Annotated in this window: 14 protein-coding genes; 5 read left to right on the forward strand and 9 right to left on the reverse strand. The window is 50.5% G+C overall.

Going from position 1 to position 15,500, the window contains the following annotated elements; translation table 11 throughout:
* The first annotated feature begins 72 nt into the window (after positions 1-72).
* On the forward strand, positions 73-597 hold the full coding sequence (locus LG202_RS02410; protein ID WP_230346826.1) for a PepSY domain-containing protein: 525 nt from the start codon (positions 73-75) through the stop codon (positions 595-597).
* A 159-nt stretch (positions 598-756) separates the two neighbouring features.
* Positions 757-954, forward strand: coding sequence for a YjfB family protein (locus tag LG202_RS02415; RefSeq protein ID WP_230346827.1), 198 nt, complete (start codon positions 757-759; stop codon positions 952-954).
* A gap of 137 nt (positions 955-1,091) precedes the next feature.
* Here LG202_RS02415 and LG202_RS02420 read toward each other — a convergent pair whose 3' ends face one another.
* The 4 genes from LG202_RS02420 to LG202_RS02435 all read right to left on the reverse strand — a co-directional run bounded on the left by LG202_RS02420 (position 1,092) and on the right by LG202_RS02435 (position 5,145).
* Positions 1,092-1,538, reverse strand: coding sequence for a hypothetical protein (locus LG202_RS02420; RefSeq protein WP_230346828.1), 447 nt, complete (start codon positions 1,536-1,538; stop codon positions 1,092-1,094).
* 228 nt (positions 1,539-1,766) lie between these two features.
* Entirely contained in the window at positions 1,767-3,137 is a 1,371-nt protein-coding gene (locus LG202_RS02425; RefSeq protein WP_230346829.1) for a sigma 54-interacting transcriptional regulator, read from the reverse strand.
* Positions 3,134-3,712: a hypothetical protein gene (locus tag LG202_RS02430; RefSeq protein ID WP_230346830.1), complete on the reverse strand. Its 579-nt coding sequence runs from the start codon at positions 3,710-3,712 to the stop codon at positions 3,134-3,136. The genes LG202_RS02425 and LG202_RS02430 overlap by 4 nt, the downstream gene beginning before the upstream one ends.
* The gene (locus tag LG202_RS02435) at positions 3,709-5,145 is read right to left on the reverse strand and encodes a HAMP domain-containing sensor histidine kinase (protein ID WP_230346831.1); all 1,437 of its coding nucleotides are present in this window, start codon (positions 5,143-5,145) and stop codon (positions 3,709-3,711) included. The genes LG202_RS02430 and LG202_RS02435 overlap by 4 nt, the downstream gene beginning before the upstream one ends.
* A gap of 149 nt (positions 5,146-5,294) precedes the next feature.
* Between LG202_RS02435 and LG202_RS02440 the strand changes: the two genes are divergently transcribed.
* Complete coding sequence (locus LG202_RS02440) at positions 5,295-5,780, forward strand: dihydrofolate reductase (protein ID WP_230346832.1); 486 nt, start codon at positions 5,295-5,297, stop codon at positions 5,778-5,780.
* A gap of 64 nt (positions 5,781-5,844) precedes the next feature.
* Here LG202_RS02440 and LG202_RS02445 read toward each other — a convergent pair whose 3' ends face one another.
* The 4 genes from LG202_RS02445 to gnd form a co-directional block, all read right to left on the reverse strand.
* Complete coding sequence (locus tag LG202_RS02445; RefSeq protein ID WP_230346833.1) at positions 5,845-8,085, reverse strand: arginine/lysine/ornithine decarboxylase; 2,241 nt, start codon at positions 8,083-8,085, stop codon at positions 5,845-5,847.
* A gap of 103 nt (positions 8,086-8,188) precedes the next feature.
* Positions 8,189-8,755 carry a dCTP deaminase gene (dcd, locus tag LG202_RS02450; protein WP_230346834.1) on the reverse strand — a complete coding sequence of 189 codons (567 nt, stop codon included), beginning with the start codon at positions 8,753-8,755 and terminating at the stop codon, positions 8,189-8,191.
* 71 nt (positions 8,756-8,826) lie between these two features.
* Complete coding sequence (gene zwf, locus LG202_RS02455) at positions 8,827-10,305, reverse strand: glucose-6-phosphate dehydrogenase (protein ID WP_230346835.1); 1,479 nt, start codon at positions 10,303-10,305, stop codon at positions 8,827-8,829.
* Between the two features lie 62 nt (positions 10,306-10,367).
* A complete protein-coding gene (gene gnd, locus LG202_RS02460) occupies positions 10,368-11,279 on the reverse strand; it encodes a phosphogluconate dehydrogenase (NAD(+)-dependent, decarboxylating) (protein WP_230346836.1) in 912 nt (303 codons plus the stop codon).
* Between the two features lie 148 nt (positions 11,280-11,427).
* Here gnd and pgl point away from each other — a divergent pair, with 148 nt between their 5' ends.
* Positions 11,428-12,135, forward strand: a complete 708-nt coding sequence (pgl, locus tag LG202_RS02465; protein WP_230346837.1) for a 6-phosphogluconolactonase — start codon at positions 11,428-11,430, stop codon at positions 12,133-12,135.
* 75 nt (positions 12,136-12,210) lie between these two features.
* On the opposite strand, the gene apbC is transcribed toward pgl, so the two are convergent.
* On the reverse strand, positions 12,211-13,299 hold the full coding sequence (gene apbC / locus LG202_RS02470; RefSeq protein ID WP_230346838.1) for an iron-sulfur cluster carrier protein ApbC: 1,089 nt from the start codon (positions 13,297-13,299) through the stop codon (positions 12,211-12,213).
* 116 nt (positions 13,300-13,415) lie between these two features.
* Between apbC and metG the strand changes: the two genes are divergently transcribed.
* Positions 13,416-15,485, forward strand: coding sequence for a methionine--tRNA ligase (gene metG, locus LG202_RS02475; protein WP_459724325.1), 2,070 nt, complete (start codon positions 13,416-13,418; stop codon positions 15,483-15,485).
* The last annotated feature ends 15 nt before the right edge of the window (positions 15,486-15,500 follow it).

Here is a 15,500-nt window from a genome sequence, read left to right on the forward strand (position 1 = left end):
ATGGGATTTTTTCCCGATTTTTGTTTGTTCAGCTATAATTGCCACCATTCATCACTATAATGGAGATCAATAATGACAAAAATCGTAGTTGGTATCAGTACATTGGCTTTAGTCTTATCCAGTGGTTTTGCATTGGCAGACCATCATTTCCCCAAGGGTAAGGTAAGCTTGGAAACTTGTTTGCAAGCTGCGCTTAAAGCTAAATCTGGCAATGTAGTTAAGGTTGAATACAAGCTGGAAGGTAAGACTCCCATGTACGAATTTGACATTGAGACGAGTGATGGCAATGCTTGGGATGTAGAATGTGATGCAAACACTGGTAAGGTAGTGGAAGTAGAGCAAGAAGTTGATTCTGCCGATCATCCATTATTCAAGGCCAAACAAAAGGTGAGCGAGGCAGATGCACGTAAGACAGCATTGGCCGCTTATCCCGGTGAAATTGTAGAAGTAGAATATGAAATCGAACCAGATGGCGCAGCATCCTATGAGTTTGATATCAAGACCAAAGATGGCAAGGAATTCAAGGTTGAAGTGGATGCTACCACTGGCAAAATCGTAGAAGCTAACCAAGAGTTCTACCAGATTGGCAAAGAATAATCAGTTTAGGTTTTGACTGGACGGACAGTCGACAACGCTCCTTCGGGGGCGTTTTTTTTGTCCATTGATTATGTTGTCCTATCCAAGGGTATACCTTTATTTATTGTCTATGTTGCCGTTAATAAAGTGTATTGATTGTTATGAATTGGAACCGTGTCTATGGATGTAACTGCTATTGCCAGCGTTGCCACTGATCTTGCAGCCACGCGCTTGCAGCAGGAGGTGAGTACGACTGTATTGAAAAAAACGATGGATATTAGTTCAGCCAATGCTCTGGCTTTGTTGCAAGCCTTACCATCTCCGCCGGCTGCCAGCTTGCCTGAACATTTGGGGCAAAATATTAATACGACAGCCTAGGAAGATAGCGTGATTGGTATCGCTAGGTAGATAAAATAAAGCCCCGTAAATACGGGGCTTTATTTTTGAATAAAAAAAACAGACCTTCTCGGGGAGGATAAAGGCCTGCTATGAGGAGCTTGGAGACTCAATGCATGCTATGCACTAACTAACCGTCCACTCTTGAGTCTGACATTGTCTCCTACAGAGTAGCGCGGTGTACTGTATTGTGTAATGGTGTGAAGCAGACCATTACCCATCTTGATCTTGATCAGATAAGTTGCCTCAGAAGTTTTTTCACTGACTTGATAATTCTTCATTTTGTTTTCAAAAGAGCGGATCGATACCACGATGCCACAATCTGAGCATGCGCCAAGACTCGCGCCATTCTCACGGGGGGAGCGGTCTTTTGCCTGATTAAGCGTATTGCTAATCACCATTGCTGCATTTGGGTCAGTAATCAACTCCTGTGCAAGGTCAGGACGATATGTGTGAGCGACTGGAATAAGCCCGGTGATGGCAGCGCTACCAACTAGGCTGAATATGGTCAAAGCCGTTGCAGCGACGAGGACCATTGGATGTGTTTTTTTAATATTGGATTGCATATCTTCGTACATCTCCGACTTGGTTTTACTTGGTGTTTGCAGCCGAAATATTTGATTAATATATAGCGAAGAGTGTGCCAACTTTAATTAATTATTTTAAATCAATGAGATATGGTTATTTTTAAGACATTGTTAATCATGCAATCTGTCTCAAAAGTGAGACAGATTGCATGATTTTTTATTAACGTATTGAATTTTAATGGAAAAATACGTCTCCGAAGAGAGACGTTAGTTTGTGGTGTTGTCGTGCTTGAACAACGCAGGCGTCAATTGATGACGTTGCAATAGCTTATAGAACTCTGTGCGATTACGTTGCGCCAGCCGGGCGGCTTGTGTGACGCCGCCATTAGTGGCCTTGAGTAATTTCACCAGATAGTCACGCTCAAAGTTTTTGCGTGCCACCTCAAATGGCACGATCCCGCCAATATCCTCTTGCAAGGCTTTTTGTACCAATGTGGCTGGAATCAGTGGCGTGGTACAGAGTACGACGGTCTGCTCAACGATATTCTGCAACTGACGCACATTGCCTGGCCATGGGGCGGCAATGAGCAGTTCAAGTGCCTCGGGAGCAAAGCCATTGAGTTTCTTGCGATATTTGGTGGTCAGCTCATTGAGGAAATTATTAGCCAACAGCGAGATATCTTCGCGACGTGCCGCCAAGGCAGGAATTTCAAGGCCGACCACATTGATGCGATAGTAGAGATCCTCCCGGAAACGACCGGATTTCATTTCTTCTGCAAGATTACGGTGGGTGGCAGAAATGACCCTTACATCAATGTGAATACTTGTACTTGACCCTACAGGGCGAATCGCACGCTCTTGTAATGCGCGCAGTAACTTGACCTGTAAGGGTAAGGGCATGTCGCCGATTTCATCCAGAAACAGGGTGCCGCCATCAGCCGTTTGAAAGAGGCCTTTATGATCACGCAATGCGCCTGTGAAAGCGCCTTTGCTATGACCAAATAATTCGGATTCCAGCAAAGCCTCGGGAATAGCGCCGCAGTTGATGGCAACAAAAGGTTTATCCCGGCGAGGGCTGGCTTGGTGAATGGCACGGGCAAGCAGTTCCTTACCAGTACCACTTTCACCTTGGATAAATACGCTGGCATCAGAAATTGCCATGAGTTTGGCTTGCCCAAGCAGGTTTTCCATCTGCGGGCTACGGGTGACGATGCTCTTACGCCACTCGTTGTCTCCATCTTCGGCATGGTTCTGTAATGCCCCTGTGCCAACACGTAATGCAGCCTCTACTTGCTGGAGCAATGATTTGCTGTCAAATGGCTTGGTTAGAAAGCCAAAAACACCGCGTTGGGTTGCGTCGACTGCTTCAGGAATGGAACCATGGGCGGTCACCATGATGACGGGAAGAGATGGGTCGGACTTATGGATGACATCGAACAGAGCCAAGCCATCCATGCCAGGCATGCGCAAATCCGTAATGACCAGGCTAGGGCGGCTGATGGCAATTTGCGACAGTGCCTCTTCTGCATTGGTTGCAGTCACGACCTGGTAACCAGCTGCCTTGAGCCGCATGCCCATCAGCTTGAGGATGTCTGGGTCATCATCAACAGTTAGTATTTTCTTTACTACTTCAGTCATTTACTCCCACTCCGGTTAGGATCTTTCAGCGATTTCTGCATCATGGTCCTTTCAATTTTTTTGAGATCATCCAGCTTTTGCTGCAAACCATTGGCTTTTTGCTGGTTTTCTTCTGCACGGCGCAGTTCTTCACGTAAGCGTTGGTTGAGCTTGGTTGTTTCCGCTGCATTGTCACGGAGGATGGACACGATAGCGCTTTCTTCCTTGCTCAGCTGTTTTTCACGCGCCAACTCATCAAGCAAAGGTTGTGCCTTGAGCGGGTCTCGTAACTTGCTGCCAGGGACCGAATAGATAATGGCTACCCGGGTTTTTTGTTGTAAGTCATTATTGTTATTGCTGGTTTTTTGCAAGGCTGCCGCTAATTCCTTTTTTTGCAGCTCTAACGATAATTCAGAAAAGTTGCTGATGAATTCCAGCAGGTTGGGCTCAGTGTGGTGTTCCTTATGGCTATTCACCTGTGAGACTGCAGTGGGCGATGAGGTTTTCTCAAGAGTGCCCGTTGATTGTGGCTGGTGGGCACATGCGTTTAGCAGGGTGCCTGCGATGGCAAGGGAAATTAAGTGTTTGGAATTCATGCAGTGACAGCTTTCAAGGGGAGGGAAACGCGGAAGTGTGCTCCGTGTTCCGAGGGCAATAAAATGATTTCGCCACCATGGGCATCTACGTATTCCTTGGCGATGGAAAGTCCCAGGCCGCTACCACTGACCAGGCTTTCATACACACTATCACCACGGTAGAAAGGATCGAATAACTTGGCTTTATCCGCTGACATGACACCAGGGCCGCCATCATGTACTTCGATGATGGCATGATCAGCTTGGTGCGTAATACTGATACGGATGTTGCTGGATGGCGAAGTATATTTGATGGCATTCGACACTAGGTTATCGAATACAGAATGGATTTTTTCGTGATCCCCCATAATCTCGGTGGGGAAAAAATCACGTTGGATGCCAATATTCTTGTTGCTGATGGTCAGTGAATAATCAGCCAAGATATCTTCTGCAAGCTTGGTCAGTGCGATGGGCTCTAGTTTTAACTGAGGTGCATGAAATTGCACGGCAGTATAGTTCAGTAGGTTTTCTATCATTTTTTGCAGGCGCAAACTGCTTTCACGCAGTATGCCGGCAATCTCGCGCTGTTGTGGTGTGAGAGTGCCCCCCACTTCGTCACCAAGCAACTCGCTACCTTCACGAATGGCCGTGAGTGGGGTTTTGAGCTCATGAGATACATTGCGCAGAAAGCGTTGTTTTTGCTGATCCAGCTCATTCAATTGTGCACGTAGCCAATCCAGGCGCTCGCCTAGGTTACGCAGGTCCCCTGGGCCGTCAATACTGATAGGCTCGGTATAGTCTCCCTCACCAAGCTTGCGAATAGCCGCATCCATACGCCTGATTGGCTGTGCTACCAGGAAGGTGATCATTAAGGCGACCAACAAGGCAACCGGAATGAGCGTGAGGGTTTGCCAGAGCATGATCTGCTGCGTGCGTTCGGCAGTCTCTGCGAGAATGGCGGATTCACGGTCAATCTGGCGATTGTTTTCGTCCAAGATATTCTGGGCCTTGGCGGTCAGGTCGGCAAAGCGATCCACGGTTTCTTCAATCAGAGGAGCAGGATTAGCCGGATGAACAACGCTCTGAAAGAGAGATAGTTCTTCACTGGAGAGCTGGATCAACGCATGTTTCTGCCTATTGGTCATCGGCAGTTGATCAAGGTCTTGCCATGCGTCTACAAATTTCTCGTGGGCTTTCTCGTAATTTTCCAGCAAGAGTGCATCTTCTAGGACGAAATATTGCCTGGCACTACGCTCCATAAAGGTGATCTGCTCCACGAGCGCGCGGCTGGCACGGGTAGCCTGCACGGCTTGGGTCACTGTATCGCGGCTTTGGGTTGCCAGACGGTCAAGGTAAAGGGCTGCATTACCAAAAGCAAACAACAGTGGCAGCATGGCTAGGGCAAAGCCAATGAGTAGTAGCTTGAGAAAGGATTTTGGGTAGGCAATCTGCAAAACTTGGGTTCCGTTTCTTTCGTTAGCGATGCTTGAATGATGAGGTAAACCATGGCATTCGGCCCTCATCTTAAACTATCTCATTTATGAGGGGCAGACGGTGCTTGTCCTACAAGGCTCCGAGAGATAACTCCAAGTATAATAGAGCCATGGCTAAACTCTCTCTTATCGTGGCCGTGGCACAGAATCGTGTCATTGGCTTCAACAATACCTTGCCCTGGCATTTGCCGGAGGATCTCAAACGCTTTCGTGCCCTGACAACAGGGCACCATATCATCATGGGGCGCAAGACTTATGAGTCCTTGAATCGCTTATTGCCAGACCGCACTACCGTCATCGTGACGCGTAATCAGGCCTATGAAGTGCCAGGCGCATTGATCGCCAACAGCCTGGAGCAGGCAATCGCCTTGGCAGCCAATGATAACGAAGCCTTCCTGATTGGTGGCGCGGAACTGTATCAAGTTGGCTTGAAGCTGGCCGATCGCCTGTATATCACTGAGATTGAGGCAGAGTTTACAGGTGATGCCTTTTTGCCCGAGTTCGATTTGCAGGATTGGCAAGAGGTATCACGAGAGGAGTCAATCAGTGCGAAAGGCTTGCCGTTTCGCTATGTAACCTACGAACGCAGGAAATAAATAGCCTGATCATCAAGCTCATCCTGAAGTTACCGGGGAGGCCGGCAACTTCAGTGAGTCACATTTAATTGGCGACGCAATCTACATAGTAGTGGGCCTTGCCATCGACCACTTCCTTCACCAAGCCGTGTACATCTGTCTCGAATCCTGGGAAGCGCTCGTTGAACTCACGGGCAAAACGCAGGTAGTTGATGATGACCTTGTTAAAGCGCTCGCCTGGAATCAGTAGTGGAATACCTGGTGGGTAAGGGGTCAACAAGACAGCGGTGATACGGCCTTCCAGTTCATCGATCAGTACGCGGTCGATCTTGCGGTGCGCCACCTTGGCAAAAGCATCGGTAGGCTTCATGGCCGGAATCATGTTGGACAAATACATTTCGGTGGTCAGTCTTGCCACGTCATTGGCTTTATATATTTCATGAATCTGGGTGCATAAATCCCGCAGGCCAATCCGTTCGTAGCGCGGATGCTTGGCGATAAACTCTGGCAAAACCTTCCATAGTGGCTGGTTTTTGTCGTAATCGTCCTTAAACTGCTGCAAGGCCGTCACCATGGTATTCCAGCGGCCTTTGGTGATGCCGATGGTAAACATGATGAAGAAGGAGTAGAGGCCGGTTTTCTCCACGATAACGCCATGTTCGGCCAAGTACTTGGTCACGATCGCGGCAGGGATGCCGATGTCGTCGGAGAATGCACCATCTACATCCAATCCTGGCGTGATGATGGTCGCCTTGATCGGGTCGAGCATATTGAAGCCTTCGGCCAGATTGCCAAACCCGTGCCAGCGTTCGCCAGCCTTCAGCATCCAGGATTCGCGCTCTTCAATCCCTTCTTCGGAAAGGTCATCTGGTCCCCAGACCTTGAACCACCAGTCTGCGCCCCATTCCTCATCTACCTTGCGCATGGCACGGCGGAAGTCCAGGGCTTCCATGATGGATTCTTCCACCAGGGCAGTACCACCGGGCGCTTCCATCATGGCAGCCGCAACATCACAGCTGGCGATAATGGAGTATTGCGGGCTGGTTGAAGTGTGCATCAGATAAGCCTCGTTGAAGAGGTCTCTATCCAGTTGAATATCCTGCGCGTCTTGCACCAATATCTGCGAAGCCTGGCTCAGGCCAGCGAGCAATTTGTGCGTGGATTGGGTAGAGAACACCATGGATTCCTTGCAACGCGGACGATCTGCGCCGATGGCATGGTAATCGCCATAGAAGTCGTGGAAGGTGGCATGTGGCAGCCAGGCCTCGTCGAAATGCAGGGTATCAATCTTGCCATCCAGCATTTCCTTAATTTCCTCGACGTTGTATAGCACGCCATCATAGGTAGATTGCGTGATGGTCAGCACACGTGGCTTGACCGTTTTGTCGCCGATGAATGGGTTGGCTTCCAGTTTTTTCTGGATGTTTTCCCAGGAGAATTCTGCCTTGGGAATAGGCCCAATAATGCCGAAATGATTGCGCGTCGGCATGAGGAAGATGGGAATCGCGCCAGTCATGATGATGGAGTGCAACACCGACTTGTGGCAGTTACGGTCAACAATGACGACGTCGCCTGGAGCAACGGTGGAGTTCCACACGATCTTGTTGGAAGTGGAAGTGCCATTGGTGACGAAGTAAAGATGGTCGCAATTGAAAATGCGCGCGGCATTACGTTCCGAAGCGGCTACCGGGCCGGTGTGGTCCAGCAGTTGGCCCAGTTCGTCCACTGCATTGCAGACGTCCGCGCGCAGCATGTTCTCGCCGAAAAACTGGTGGAACATCTGGCCGACTGGCGACTTCAGGAAGGCGACACCGCCTGAGTGTCCAGGGCAATGCCAGGAATAAGAGCCATCTGCTGCATAATGGGTCAACGCGCGGAAAAAAGGTGGTGGGAGGCTATCCAGGTAGGTACGCGCTTCACGCACGATATAGCGTGCGACAAACTCCGGCGTATCCTCAAACATATGGATGAAGCCATTCAATTCGCGCAGAATCTCATTGGGAATATGGCGCGATGTGCGGGTTTCACCGTGCAGGAAGATGGGAATTTCTTCGTTGCGGAAGCGGATTTCGTCAACAAAATTACGCAGGTTCTCCAGCGCATGAGGAGACTCCTCAACGAATTCCTCATCATCAATCGACAGGATAAAAGCAGAAGCACGGCTTTGCTGCTGGGCAAACGAAGTGAGGTCGCCATAGCTGGTCACGCCCAATACTTCAAAGCCTTCGTCCTCAATAGCTTTGGCGAGCACGCGAATGCCCAGGCCTGAAGAGTTTTCTGAGCGGAAATCTTCGTCAATGATGACGACTGGAAAGCGAAATTTCATGAGGCCTCCTGAAGGCAGCCTAGGGGGTAATTAAAAAAGCGGAATATAACACACTCAATTGCGCTGGATATGACAAAGGCGCGACTGAGTGTATTGGCGTAAATCAGATCTTGGGTAACGTGACGCCTACTTGGCCTTGGTACTTACCACCTCTATCTTTATAAGAGGTCTCGCATTCTTCGTCTGATTCCAAGAACAATACTTGAGCACATCCTTCACCGGCATAAATCTTGGCTGGCAGCGGGGTGGTGTTACTGAACTCCAGTGTCACATAACCTTCCCATTCTGGCTCGAACGGAGTGACGTTGACGATGATGCCACATCGCGCGTAGGTGGACTTACCCAAGCACACCGTCAGTACGCTGCGGGGAATACGGAAATATTCGACCGTGCGTGCCAGTGCAAAGGAGTTTGGCGGAATGATGCAGAAATCATTCTTGAATTCGACAAAGGAATTGGGATCGAAATTCTTAGGGTCGACGATGGTGCTGTTGATGTTGGTGAATACCTTAAACTCATCAGCGCAACGAATATCGTAGCCATAGCTCGAGGTGCCATAGGAGACGATTTTTTCGCCGTTTACTTCACGGATCAGGTTAGGCTCGAATGGCTCTATCATGCCGTGTTGCTCTGCCATGCGGCGTATCCACTTGTCGGATTTTATGCTCATTGCAATCTCTTTCGCTGGAAAGACAAAAAGCGGAGTGTTAGCACTCCGCTTTGTTTCGTCATCAGAATGAATTACTGTTGGTCGCCGCCGAGGGCAATGCTGTAGCGCCAGAACTGATCTTCATGCTCGAAAATCACCTTGGAAGCTTCAGGGTCGCTGCTGCCAGCAGGATATTGGTGCACAGGCTGGCGATCCTTGGCCCAGGCCTCAATCACTGGATCAACCAGGCGCCATTGTGCCTCTACTTCACTGATGTGCAGGTAGAGCGAGTTGTCACCTTCCATCAGGTTGAGCAGCAAGGCCTCGTAGGCATCAATGGTTTCGTCGCCTTCCTGGCGATTTGCACCATCAAGCTCAATGGTGCGGGTGGCAATATCCAGACCAGGAATCTTGGACTGGATTTCCAGCTTGATGCATTCACGTGGTTGGATGCCGATGATGAGCCAGTTTTGATCTTGGCCTTTACCCAGTTGCAGCGGGGCTTTCTTGAAGCGGATGGAGATGCGCGTATCAGCTTCGTGCAAGCGCTTGGCGGTGCGGATGTAAAAGGGCACGCCTTTCCAGCGCGGATTGTCGATAAATAGCTTGAGGGCAGCATAGGTTTCTACCACGCTGCTGCTATCGCCGAGTTCTTCCAGATAGCCAGGGACTTTTTCGCCCTTTACTTCGCCAGGGGAATATTGTGCACGGAACGCATTCTTTTCCAGTTCGCTGACCGGGATAGGGCGAATAGCTTCCAGAACCTTGATCTTCTCGGCGCGGATGTCGTCCGGGCTCAAGGAAGCTGGTTGTTCCATGGCGGTCAGGGCCAGGGTCTGCAGCACATGACTCTGGATCATGTCACGCAGCGCACCAGTGGCGTCATAGAACTGGGTACGCTCACCCACGCCAAGCTGCTCGGTGTTGGTGATCTGTACGTGGTCGATGTAATCCTTGTTCCACAATGGTTCGAGGATGGTATTGGCAAAGCGTTGCAGCATGATGTTCTGCAATGCAGATTTGCCAAGGTAGTGATCGATACGGTAGATCTGGCTTTCCTTGAGGTGCTTGGTGATCGAGGATTGCAGCTCTTGCGCAGTCTTCAAATCAGTGCCAAATGGCTTTTCCACCACAACACGGCGCCAGTACTTGTCTTCCTGGGTCAGGCCGACGCCAGCCAATTGCTCAACGATGGTGGCGAAGTCGGAAGGGCGCACGGAAAGGAAGTAGGCCAGGTTTTGTGGGAACACAGCTTCGTTCGACAAGGTTTCCTTCAGGCGGGTGAAGGAGGTTGCATCATCCGGTGGATTGGCATGGTAATGATGGCGCTCGATAAAACGCTCGAACACTGCCTGGTCATAGCCATTTTTGAACTTGGCATCCAGCATGCCCTTGATGTCGGCAAGCCATGCCTCGCGCGACACCTGGCTGCGGCCAACGGAAAGGATGGCCATCTTCTCGGGCAAGCGACCTGCTTGGTCAAGACGGAACAGGCCAGGCATGAGCTTGATGCGGGAGAGGTTGCCGCTCGCACCAAACAGAACGAGGGTACAGGGGTCTATGACTTTCATTCAGTGTTCTCTAATCAGGTTGGTCATGGAGGCCATGCAGTGCTGCATGGCCTTTAGTTTTATTACTTGGTCTTGACGGCGTGGCCACCGAAGGCATTGCGCATCAGCGACAGCAATTTGTAGCTATAACCCTTGGAATCCTGGCTTCTGAAGCGTGCTTGCAATGCCACGGTTAGCACAGGTGCTGCTACACCTTGATCCACGGCTTCAACCACGGTCCAACGACCTTCGCCGGAGTCAGCAACATAAGGGGCAATCGAGGACAGTTCTTGGTCATGCGCCAAGGCTTCAGCAGTGAGGTCCAGCAGCCAGCTACGCACGACAGAACCATGACGCCAGAGCTCGGTAATCTGGGCCAAGTCTAGGTTGAATTCTTCCTTACCCTTGAGCAGGTCCAGGCCTTCAGCAAATGCCTGCATCATGCCGTATTCGATGCCGTTGTGGATCATCTTGGTGAAGTGACCAGAGCCAATCGGGCCTACATGTGCCCACCCACGGTCTTCATGAGTCAGTGCTTTGGCGATAGGCTCAATGGTGTCAGCTGCTTCCTTGGTGCCACCGTACATCAGGCAGTAGCCGTTCTCTAAACCCCAGACCCCACCGGAAGTACCGCAGTCAATGAAATCAATGCCTTGCTCTGCCAGCCATGCACCACGGCGTTGGCTATGCTTGTAGTTTGAGTTGCCGCCATCGATGATGATGTCGCCCTTATCCAGCAAGGGAACCAAATCCTTGATCTGGTTTTCGGTGATTTCGCCGCTAGGCAGCATAATCCACACGATTTTCTTGGGCTCGCCAGATAACTTGGATACCGCATCTGCGACGGAGCTGGCTGGAATCATGCCGTTGGCCTGGGATATCTGGTTAACAGCATCCTGATTGAAGTCAAAACCGACGACTTCGATACCATTTTTCAGGAGGCGGCGCGCCATGTTGCCACCCATTTTTCCTAGGCCGATGATTGCAAGTTTCATTGAATATTTCCTTGATGAGGATGATGCCATCTGCATGGATCCGTGCTGCCTTTTGGGCAAGACTGATTTTTGATGAGATGGGCCGGGGTTGATAATGTTAAAATTCTCAAGATACAGCCCAGCAATTATAACGTGAAGGTTTTATATCATGCAAAATACAACACAGTCCCTGGTGGTCAATGGCCAGGTGAGTCGATGGCAGGTGTATACGGCACAAGAGGCTCTTAACAGTAGCGCAGTCGAGCATATTGAAGCAGCTGCGCGTAATGCGATTGCCGGACATGGCAAGTTCAGTATTGTATTGGCAGGCGGTAGCACCCCTAAGAGTATCTATCAATTGTTGCCTCAGATAGAAACCGATTGGAGCAAATGGCATGTGTTCTATGGTGATGATCGTTGCCTGCCGCCAGAGCACGAGGAACGCAATAGCCTGATGGCACATGAGGCTTGGCTCAAGCATGTGGCGATCCCTTCATCACAGATTCATGACATTCCCGCTGAGCGTGGCCCTGTTGAAGCTGCTCAATCCTATAGCCAAACTTTGGCTGATTTGGGTAACTTCGACTTGGTCTTATTGGGGTTGGGCGAAGATGGTCATACTGCCAGCTTATTCCCTGGCCATACTTGGGATGATGCCCAAGCTGCCGTGCCCGTGTTTGGCGCACCCAAGCCGCCGCCAGAGCGGGTCTCCATTAGTGCTGCCCGCTTGGGCCAGGCGCATGAGGTGATCTTCTTTGTGACTGGGGCAGGTAAGCAGGACGCAGTCGATAACTGGCGGCGTGGTGAGCCTATTCCAGCCAGCCTGATCAAGCCCAAGAATGGCGTGGATGTTTACATTTTTGGCGTGAACCTATAGCGGAGCTATGCCGTGCCTTTTTGGGAGGCTCGGCATGCTGTGAATAGAATAAAGGCCCGGTAGGGCCTTTATCATTTAAGTCTTCTGGATAACGATGTTGGGGAACTTGCTGCTGTAATCCTGGCTTAAGGCGGCAAGCTTGACTGCGGCGCGGCGAGCGATAGATTTGTAAGTGTTGGCAATCTGGCCTGTCGGGTCGGCGACTACGGTAGGTTTGCCGCTATCGGTTTCTTCGCGGATACGGATATCCAGCGGTAGGCTGCCTAAGAGTTCGCTGTTGTAGTCAGCGCACATTTTTGCCGCACCGCCAGTGCCGAAGATATGTTCTTCATGTCCACATTGTGAGCAGATGTGCGTGCTCATGTTCTCGACAATACCGAGTATCGGAATACCCACTTTTTCGAACATTTTGAGCCCCTTGCGTGCATCCAGCAGTGCAATGTCCTGTGGTGTGGTGACGATGATGGCGCCAGTGACCGGCACTTTCTGTGCCAAGGTGAGCTGGATATCCCCTGTGCCCGGTGGTAGGTCGACGACCAGATAATCCAGGTCTTTCCAGCGTGTGTCCCGCAGTAGCTGCTCCAATGCGCCGACTACCATGGGCCCACGCCAGACCATCGGAGTATCGACATCGACGAGGAAACCAATGGACATGGCCTGTACACCATAGTGCTCAAGCGGCTCCATGCTTTTTCCATCTGTGCTTTCTGGCGTACCTTTTAGCCCCAGCATTTGTGGTTGCGACGGGCCATAAATATCGGCATCAAGAATGCCGACGCGTGCACCCTCGGTGGCTAGAGCCAAGGCCAGGTTGACTGCTGTCGTGGATTTGCCAACGCCGCCCTTACCCGATGCGACCGCGATAATATTTTTGACGTTGGGAATGAGTTGAACGCCACGTTGCACCTTGTGCGAAACGATACGGCTGGTAACGCCAACCGTGACGTTATCGACCTCGGGTAACGTCTTGACTGCCTGTGTGACCAAGTCCCGGATATTCGCCAGAATGCTCTGCGCGGGGTAGTCAAGCACAATGTCGACCGAAACATGACTGCCGTTGATGGCAATTTGGCGTGCAGATTTACTGCTCACTAAGTCTTTGCCCGTATTGGGGTCAATCACGGTACGAAGGGTATCTTGCACCTGGGATTCGGTAAGTGGCATGGGGGTTCCTGCAAATTCGTTGGACGGGACATTCTAGCGCATGCGGATTGCTTATGTGAAACCCTGGCAGTTTGTTAGAATAAGAGATTCTATTTGTTGCCTGTTAGTTGATGACTATGTCTGGAAATATCCCCGCTAATTCTTCGAATGCACCACGCAAATTACTGGTTACCTCTGCCTTGCCTTATGCCAATGGCAGCATCCACCTTGGTCATATGGTGGAATACGTGCAGAGCGATGTCTGGGTGAGGTTCCAGAAGATGCAAGGCAATACCGTGCATTACGTCTGTGCGGATGATACTCATGGCACGCCCATCATGTTGCGTGCTGAAAAGGAAGGTATTACACCGGAAGAGCTCATCAGCCGGGTGCATAGCGAGCACTATGCTGACTTCACCGATTTTCTCGTTGCTTTTGATAATTACTATTCGACCAACTCCGAGGAGAATCGCGAGTTGTCTGGCCGTATTTATCGCGAACTCAAGGCGAATGACAAGATCGCGACACGCACGATAGAGCAGTATTACGATCCAGTGAAGAACATGTTCTTGCCTGATCGCTTTATCAAGGGTGAATGTCCAAAATGTCATGCCAAGGATCAATACGGTGACTCCTGTGAAGTATGTGGAACGACTTATAGCCCGACCGAGTTGATCAGTCCTTATTCTGCTGTATCAGGTGCCACACCGGTGCGCAAGCAAACCGAGCATTATTTCTTCAAGTTGAGCGAGTGTGAGGATTTCCTCAAGCAATGGACACGTTCTGGCACTTTGCAGCTTGAAGCTGCCAACAAGATGGGGGAGTGGTTTGAGTCCGGTCTTTCGGATTGGGACATTTCCCGTGATGCGCCATATTTCGGCTTCGAGATTCCTGATGCTCCAGGCAAGTATTTCTATGTCTGGCTGGATGCGCCTATCGGCTACATGGCAAGTTTCAAGAACCTGGCAACACGCGCAGGCCTGGATTTTGACGAATACTGGAAGCCAGATAGCCAAGCCGAGTTATATCACTTCATAGGAAAGGATATCCTGTACTTCCATGCCTTGTTCTGGCCTGCCACATTGAAGTTTTCCGGCTATCGTCAGCCTACGCAAATCTTCGCCCACGGTTTCCTCACGGTGAACGGCGAAAAAATGTCTAAGTCACGAGGTACCTTCATCACGGCACGCAGCTATCTTGATCATGTGAAGAACCCCGAATACTTGCGTTATTACTATGCGGCCAAGCTCAACGGTACCATGGAGGATATTGACCTCAACCTGGAAGATTTCGTCGCGCGCGTGAATAGTGATCTGGTAGGCAAGTACATCAACATTGCTAGCCGTACTGCTGGCTTCATTGCCAAGCGCTTTGATAGCAAGTTGGGTGCCGTAGGAGAAAATGCAGTGATCGCTGAGTTGCGAGCTGCTGCGAATGGCATTCGCGACAGTTTTGCCAATCGTGATACCGCACGCGCCTTGCGCGACATCATGGCACTGGCGGACAAGGCCAATGCCTATGTGGCAGAGCATGCGCCATGGGATATGGCCAAGCACCCCGAGCAAGCAGAGGCGCTGCATGAAGTCTGCTCTGCTGCCCTGGAAATATTCCGCCTACTCACTTTGTACCTCAAGCCGGTTTTGCCAGGATTGGCGCAATCTATTGAGGTATTCCTCAATATTGCCCCATTGACTTGGGCAGATATTAATCGTCCATTACCCGCTGGTCACCAAATACAGACCTATCAACACCTGATCACTCGTATTGATCCCAAGCACGTCGAGGCTATGGTGGCAGCTAATAAAGAGTCATTGCAATCTCAAGTGGCTCCAGTGCCGGCGCAACAGCAGGCTACTCCAGAGTCCTCATTAGAGGGGTCGTATATCTCGATTGATGATTTTACCAAGGTAGATTTACGTATCGCCCGCATCGCTAATGCGGAGCATGTTGAAGGGGCAGAAAAATTGCTCAGGTTGAGTTTGGATATTGGTGAAGATAAGCCACGCCAAGTATTTGCAGGCATCAAATCTGCCTATGACCCTGAAAGCCTGAAGGGACGTTTGACCGTGATGGTGGCTAACCTGGCTCCCCGCAAGATGAAGTTTGGCTTGTCAGAAGGTATGGTGCTGGCAGCGAGCGATGAACGAGGTGGGCCATTTATCTTGTCGCCGGATAGTGGTGCTGCCCCGGGAATGCGTGTCAAATAATAGACATATTGAGAT

It is taken from the genome of Methylobacillus methanolivorans (genome assembly GCF_054588515.1).

What these genes read in the sequence shown, in the direction of transcription:
- zwf (WP_230346835.1), bottom strand. Translation starts at nt 10,305, where the DNA reads ATGAAAGTCATAGACCCCTGTACCCTCGTTCTGTTTGGTGCGAGCGGC.
- gnd (WP_230346836.1), bottom strand. Translation starts at nt 11,279, where the DNA reads ATGAAACTTGCAATCATCGGCCTAGGAAAAATGGGTGGCAACATGGCG.
- metG (WP_459724325.1), top strand. Translation starts at nt 13,416, where the DNA reads ATGTCTGGAAATATCCCCGCTAATTCTTCGAATGCACCACGCAAATTA.
- LG202_RS02430 (WP_230346830.1), bottom strand. Translation starts at nt 3,712, where the DNA reads ATGAATTCCAAACACTTAATTTCCCTTGCCATCGCAGGCACCCTGCTA.
- LG202_RS02415 (WP_230346827.1), top strand. Translation starts at nt 757, where the DNA reads ATGGATGTAACTGCTATTGCCAGCGTTGCCACTGATCTTGCAGCCACG.
- apbC (WP_230346838.1), bottom strand. Translation starts at nt 13,299, where the DNA reads ATGCCACTTACCGAATCCCAGGTGCAAGATACCCTTCGTACCGTGATT.
- LG202_RS02445 (WP_230346833.1), bottom strand. Translation starts at nt 8,085, where the DNA reads ATGAAATTTCGCTTTCCAGTCGTCATCATTGACGAAGATTTCCGCTCA.
- LG202_RS02440 (WP_230346832.1), top strand. Translation starts at nt 5,295, where the DNA reads ATGGCTAAACTCTCTCTTATCGTGGCCGTGGCACAGAATCGTGTCATT.
- pgl (WP_230346837.1), top strand. Translation starts at nt 11,428, where the DNA reads ATGCAAAATACAACACAGTCCCTGGTGGTCAATGGCCAGGTGAGTCGA.
- LG202_RS02425 (WP_230346829.1), bottom strand. Translation starts at nt 3,137, where the DNA reads ATGACTGAAGTAGTAAAGAAAATACTAACTGTTGATGATGACCCAGAC.
- dcd (WP_230346834.1), bottom strand. Translation starts at nt 8,755, where the DNA reads ATGAGCATAAAATCCGACAAGTGGATACGCCGCATGGCAGAGCAACAC.
- LG202_RS02420 (WP_230346828.1), bottom strand. Translation starts at nt 1,538, where the DNA reads ATGCAATCCAATATTAAAAAAACACATCCAATGGTCCTCGTCGCTGCA.
- LG202_RS02410 (WP_230346826.1), top strand. Translation starts at nt 73, where the DNA reads ATGACAAAAATCGTAGTTGGTATCAGTACATTGGCTTTAGTCTTATCC.